Genomic DNA, 5837 nt, shown 5'->3' with positions numbered 1-5837 from the left:
GGTTCGGAACCCGGCCAGCGCCCCAGACGGTCGTCGCCACCGCCGCGCTCGACGCCTTTCCCGGCTGGTCGGCCACCGGCTCGGCGAAGTTGGAGGAGGACGATGACGGCGTCAGGTCGATCGTCGTCGACCTCGACGCCGAGGTTCCATCGACCGACGTGCGCGAGGTCTGGCTGATCCGGTCCGACGCCTCGGGGCTCGTGAGCCTCGGATTGCTCGAAGGGGCGACGGGCCGCTTCGTGGTGCCCGACGGCATCGACCTCGACGAGTTCACCCTGGTCGACGTCTCGGCCGAACCCGTCGACGGCGACCCGGCGCACTCGGGCGATTCCATCGTGCGCGGTGAGCTGCGGCGAATCTGAGCCCATCCGGCGGATGACCCGAGTGGTGCGGTGGATCCGGCCGTGGGGCGACGCCGCGTCGTCGAACGTTGTCACTCGTGTTCGGGCAACCGCGGCGATGACCAGCCCGGGTCGAGACCGAGTTGCGCAGCTCGCGCGACCGACGCCGTGCCGAATCGATCGCGTACGGCGTCCAGCACCGTGTCGAGGCGGACCCCGTCGTCCCAGTCGATGGGCAGCTCCGGCTGGAGGCTGTCGGCGCGCGCCAGCTGCGACAGTGAGACCCCGATCAGTGTGACGCCGCGCTCAACGATCTCGGGCTGCGCCCCGGCGAGCAGCCCTCGCGCGATGGGGAGCAGCACGGCGGTGCGGTCGGACGCGGAGCCGAGGGTGCGCGACCGCGTGGCCTTCGCGAAGTCCCCGTAGCGAAGGCGCAGCACGACCGTGCGACACACCCGGTCCCCATCGCGGAGGCGACGGGCGAGCCGATCGACGATCTGGGTGAGGATGACGTCCAGTTCGTCGGGCGAGCGCGGGCGGCTGCCGAGCGCGCGCTGAGAACCGATGGAGCCCCGGCGCCGCGTGGTGTCGACCGGGCGCGGGTCCCGCAGCCGGGCCAGCGCGTGCAGATGCGCTCCCGTCGCCTTGCCGAGCAGCTTCTCAGCGGTCGCCGCTTCGAGTTCTGCCAGTTCCCCGACGGTGCGGATGCCGAGCCRATGCAGCTTCTCCGCGGTGACTGCACCGACCCCCCACAAGCGTTCCACCGGCAGCGGGAGCAGGAACTCCTGCTCCCGCTCAGGCTCGACGACCAGGAGCCCATCGGGCTTGCTGACCGCGCTCGCCACCTTCGCGAGGAACTTCGTCCGTGCGATCCCCACCGAGATGGCCAACCCGGCCTCCGCGCGGACCCGCTCGCGCAATCGCACCGCGATCTGCTCGGGCGTGCCCGAGATGCGTCGGAGCCCCCCGACTTCCAGGAACGCCTCGTCGATGGAAAGACCCTCGACGAGCGGCGTCGTGTCCCGGAAGATCGCGAACACGGCTCGACTGGCGGCGGAATACGCGTCCATCCGTGGCGGAACGACCACCGCATCGGGGCACAGGTCGCGCGCCTGCCGACCGCCCATCGCGGTGCGCACTCCACGGGCCTTCGCCTCGTAACTCGCCGCCAGCACGACACCGCCGCCGACGATGACCGGCCGGCCGCACAGCTCGGGCGCGTCACGCTGCTCGACCGAGGCGAAGAACGCGTCGAGATCCGCGTGCAACACGGTCGCTGCGCCGCGCATCCTGCCCTCCCACCGATCGTCCGTCCTGCCGATGGTCGCACGCACCGGCGACACGGGGACGCTCCGTGCATGCGAGGCCGAATCTGCTCAGGCAGCTCGAGTGCACGTCAGCGACCCGCGTTCAACCGCCGACGTGGATGGTCGGCCGCTCAGCCGGATCCTTCTCGACCTCTCGCAGGATCTCGCGGACCACAGGGGCCGTGTCGCCTCGCCCGAGCAGGATGTAGCGCACCATGTGCACGAGCGGGTTCCCCTCGGACCACTCGAAATACGCGTGGGGGAGGACGCCCGAGGCATCCCGCATCGCGACGAGGATCGCGGCGATCGCGTTGGGAGCGGCGGGGCTGTCGGCGCGGAGCACGCGATGGCCGTCGACGTCGACGCCCCGGACGTGGAGCACCTCGCGGAACTCGGACGGGTCCACGACGTGGATCTCGAGGAACATGACGTCCGCCCGACCCGGCACCGGGTTGAGCCGGCGCTGTGCGCGTTCCTTCTGCTCGTACTCGGCGGCGTCTCCGACGCCGGGACGGTTCGCGATGAGACTGAGCCGCCCGTCATGGATCAGGGAATCCCGGATGAAGCGCCGGGCCGTCTCGTCGAACTCGATCCGGTCGGCCCTGATCTCGGTGGTGCGAGAGACCCGCGACACGATGGACACCACGACGATGCCGAGGATGAACATGGCTGAGATCGCGAGTCCGTCGGGCTTCTCGATGATGTTGTCGACGAGCGCGTATCCCAGCACCACGGTCAGCACCGCGAATCCGAGGATCGCCGGGCCCCGTCGGCGACGGAGGGCGGAGATGAGCACCGCCACGGACGCCGAGACCATCATGGCCAGGATGCCCGTGGCGTAGGCGCCGGCCTGGGCGTCGACGTCTGCCTGGAAGGCCACCGTGATCGCGATGCTGATTCCGGTGTACACGAGCACGACAGGGCGGACCGCGCGACTCCAGTCGGGAGCCATGCCGTACGTGGGGAGGTACCGGGGCACGATGTTGATCAGGCCGGCCATCGCGGACGCGCCGGCGAACCACAGGATGAGGATGCTGCTGATGTCGTACGCGGTGCCGAAGGCATCGCCGAAGAACTCGTGGGCGAGGTAGGCGAGTGCACGGCCGTTCGCCTGACCGCCCGGTTCGAACTGGTCCGCCGGGATCAGCAGGGTGGTGACGAGGCTGCTGGTGATCAGGAACACGCTCATGATCACGGCCGCCGCCGTGAGCAGCTTCTTCGTGTTCCGGATCCTCGAGGCGAGCCGCTCTTCGGGGGTCGTTCCCCGGGAGGCGACGAGCGGCATCATGCTCACGCCGGTCTCGAAGCCGGAGAGGCCGAGCACGAGCAGCGGGAAGGCCAGGATGGCCGGGACGATGACGTCGGTGAAGCCCCCGCCGCCTCTGGTGAGGGCGGCCCACCAGTCGGTGATGGTGGCCGGGTGGTCGATGATCTCGACCAGGCCGGTCGCGATCACGACGGCATTGAGGCCGAGGAACACGGCGACGAGCGGGATCGCGACGTTGACGGCTTCCGTGAACCCGAGGAGGAAGACACCGCCGAGCACGAGCAGGAAGACGATCGTGATGGCGACGGCCTGACCGCTGAGTGCTTCGGGCACGAGTGGATTCTCGATGAGGTGCACCGTCGCATCCGCCGAGGAGAGGGTGATGGTGATGATCCACGAGGTCGCGACGAAGCCGAGGAGCACGAGCACGACGATCTTGCCTCGCCAGAACGGAAGCAGCCGTTCGAGCATGGCCACCGAACCCTGGCCGTGCGGGCTCTCCTTCGCCACCTGGCGGTACATCGGGAGCATCCCGAGCAGCGTGAGGGCCACGATCAGGAGCGTGGCGATCGGCGACACGGCGCCGGCTGCCACGATCGCGATGGCGGGAAGGTAGGACAGCGTGGAGAAGTAGTCGACACCGGTCAGGCACATCACCTTCCACCAGGAATGCTGCTCGACGCTCGACTCCTGGACCTCCGGCCCCGCCGGCTGCACGGTGTGCTCGAGGAACCACCGAGTGAACCGGTTCTCGGGGCGGTGGGCATCCGGTCCCGGCACCCGCGCCGGGAATTCGAACTGGGACCAGTCGCGCATGACACTCCTCCGAGTCGCCGTTCGGCGACGGACGATCGATCATCCCACCCCTTCGGCCGATCCAATAGGCCGGCCGACTCCCGAGCGAGGGCGACCGGATCGTCAGCCGCGACGGCGCCACCACGGAGTGCGTGGCGTCGTCTGCTCACGCTCGAGGCGTGCGCGTTCCTCGATCGCCTGGCGCTGTCGGACTTCGCGCCGCTCGCGCCACGCACGGACCTCCGCATCGGCATCCCGCGTCGGSGTCACCACTGGTGGGCCGCCGAGCAGCTGGCGTCGCGCCTCGATCACGCGCCGGTTGAAGTCCTCGACGGCCTCGCGGACCTCGGATTCACGGTGCATCGCATCCAGGCGGGCCTCGATCTGGCCGTTCTCGACCCGCAGGGTGAGCGCCGGTGGTCCCAATCCAGTCAGTTGCTCGCGCTCGATCTTGCGGCGAATCCACCAGTCGGGATCGTGCTGCCCGTTCAGTCCTTCGAGGGGCTTTCCGGCGCCGGGAAGGTCGTCGAACTCGCCTCGACGGATCGCCTGCTGGATCGCGTTCTCCACGTACGCCGACCGCTCCGCCTGCGTGAACGATCGAGCCTGTTCCGCCGCCGCATCGGCGACATCGGGTGCTTCGCCACGGGCGATCGCCTCGTCACGGGCGGTGCGATCGAGCCGATACTGCCACGCGGCGCGCTGGGGATCGTCGCTCATCCTCGACCTCCCTCGCGGCGTCGGAACTCCCGTCTTCCACGGTACGACGCCGGCGACCGCCTCACCCCGAATGCACGGCAGCGGGCGGCAGGTGACCGTGCCGGCCTTGTCGAACGTCGGTGCCGATCGGCAGACTGGCAGCACAGAGGCGAGGAGTCTGCCATGGCCGACGACGACGAGGTGCCGGCGACGGCCCACGTGATCAAGCCGCTCACCCCCGAGACCTTCCCGGCGTGGCTGGCGCTCGCGCAGAAGCACAACGGGGTCTGGRGAGGCTGCTACTGCTCGTACTTCCACGACGACACCGAGCACACCGCCAAGGACGAGGTCGATCGGCCGACGTTCAAGCAGCGACTCGTGGCGGAGGGCGTCGCGCATGCCGCGCTCGTCTTCGACGGCGACGATGCGATCGCGTGGTGCGAGTACGGCAGTCCGGTCGAACTGCCGAACATCTACCACCGCAAGCAGTACGACGCGGGCGAGACCGCACCGGCACCCTGGCGCATCACCTGCTTCTTCGTCGACCGCGACCACCGACGGTCGGGGGTGGCCCGGGAGGCGCTGGACGGCGCGCTCGACCTGATCGCGCAGGCCGGTGGAGGCGAGGTGGTCTCGTTCCCCAACGAGCTGGCCCCCGGCAAGAAGACGTCGTCCTCATTCCTCCACAACGGCACGAGGGCCATGTTCGAGAAGGCCGGATTCACGTTCGAGCGCCACATCGGCAAGAGCAAGACGGTGATGCGCAAGACGATCCCACCGGCCATCGGCTGACGCCGGCCCGGGGCTTCAAGGCGGACCGCCCTCCGGGTATCGTCGCTCGCATGTGCCGAAACATCCGAGTGCTCCACAACTTCGAGCCGCCGACGACCGATGACGAGGTGCGTGAGGCCGCGCTGCAATTCGTGCGGAAGGTCAGCGGATCGACGCATCCCTCGCGGGCGAACACCGAAGCGTTCGACCGGGCGATCGACGAGATCGCGCAGGCCACCCGACAGCTGCTCGACGGTCTCGTGACGAACGCGCCACCGAAGAACCGCGACGTCGAGGCGGTCAAGGGACGGGAGCGCCACGAGAAGCGGATGGAACGCGAGGTCCGCATCCGAACCTCAGCCTGAGCGGCATCCGATCGAGGCACTTGAATCACGGCACTGACAGGCGCAGAGTGGAGGGGTCGAGGGAGGTTCCATGCGCGACGCGATCGCCCAACCCGATGTCCTGCCGATGCTCTCCCCGGGTCGGCACCGCTCGCCACGGCGCGGCGCCTGCTTCATGGAATTCGCGTCGTACCTCGCGGGGGAGCGTTGGAGCGACCATCCCGCGTGCACGAACGGCACCCTGGCGCATCTCGCGCGATTGGTGAACGACTCCGTGAGCGACGCCGGCCGTGCCCGGCTCACGCCGCTCATC

At 69.3% G+C, this 5837-nt stretch carries 6 protein-coding genes and 1 pseudogene; 4 read left to right on the top strand and 3 right to left on the bottom strand.

Going from position 1 to position 5837, the window contains the following annotated elements; all coding sequences use genetic code 11:
- Positions 1-362 (top strand): anti-sigma factor domain-containing protein (locus tag AC1DY2_RS14130; protein WP_476763009.1); only part of this gene is annotated, 362 nt, incomplete at its 5' end.
- 71 nt (positions 363-433) lie between these two features.
- Here the strand turns inward: AC1DY2_RS14130 and dinB are convergent.
- The 3 genes from dinB to AC1DY2_RS14115 form a co-directional block, all read right to left on the bottom strand.
- Positions 434-1630, bottom strand: coding sequence for a DNA polymerase IV (gene dinB / locus AC1DY2_RS14125; RefSeq protein ID WP_476763008.1), 1197 nt, complete (start codon positions 1628-1630; stop codon positions 434-436).
- Positions 1631-1751: 121 nt separating this feature from the next.
- Positions 1752-3731, bottom strand: a complete 1980-nt coding sequence (locus AC1DY2_RS14120) for an APC family permease (protein WP_476763007.1) — start codon at positions 3729-3731, stop codon at positions 1752-1754.
- Positions 3732-3833: 102 nt separating this feature from the next.
- Positions 3834-4430 (bottom strand): DnaJ family domain-containing protein, encoded by a 597-nt coding sequence (locus tag AC1DY2_RS14115; protein WP_476763006.1) that lies wholly within the window; start codon positions 4428-4430, stop codon positions 3834-3836.
- Positions 4431-4592: 162 nt separating this feature from the next.
- Between AC1DY2_RS14115 and AC1DY2_RS14110 the strand changes: the two genes are divergently transcribed.
- The 3 genes and pseudogenes from AC1DY2_RS14110 to AC1DY2_RS14100 all read left to right on the top strand — a co-directional run.
- On the top strand, positions 4593-5201 hold the full coding sequence (locus AC1DY2_RS14110) for a GNAT family N-acetyltransferase (RefSeq protein WP_476763005.1): 609 nt from the start codon (positions 4593-4595) through the stop codon (positions 5199-5201).
- Positions 5202-5251: 50 nt separating this feature from the next.
- Complete coding sequence (locus tag AC1DY2_RS14105) at positions 5252-5545, top strand: DUF2277 domain-containing protein (protein WP_476763004.1); 294 nt, start codon at positions 5252-5254, stop codon at positions 5543-5545.
- A gap of 70 nt (positions 5546-5615) precedes the next feature.
- A pseudogene (locus AC1DY2_RS14100) lies at positions 5616-5837 on the top strand (hypothetical protein); the annotation flags it as partial.

The sequence above is a fragment of the Agromyces sp. P1_H4 genome, from assembly GCF_056405255.1.
Note: the sequence above shows the minus strand (reverse complement) of the source record. Positions and strands in the feature narration are given on the sequence as shown.

Coding starts and splice junctions, on each gene's coding strand:
- AC1DY2_RS14105 (WP_476763004.1), top strand. CDS start 5,252: ATGTGCCGAAACATCCGAGTGCTCCACAACTTCGAGCCGCCGACGACC.
- AC1DY2_RS14120 (WP_476763007.1), bottom strand. CDS start 3,731: ATGCGCGACTGGTCCCAGTTCGAATTCCCGGCGCGGGTGCCGGGACCG.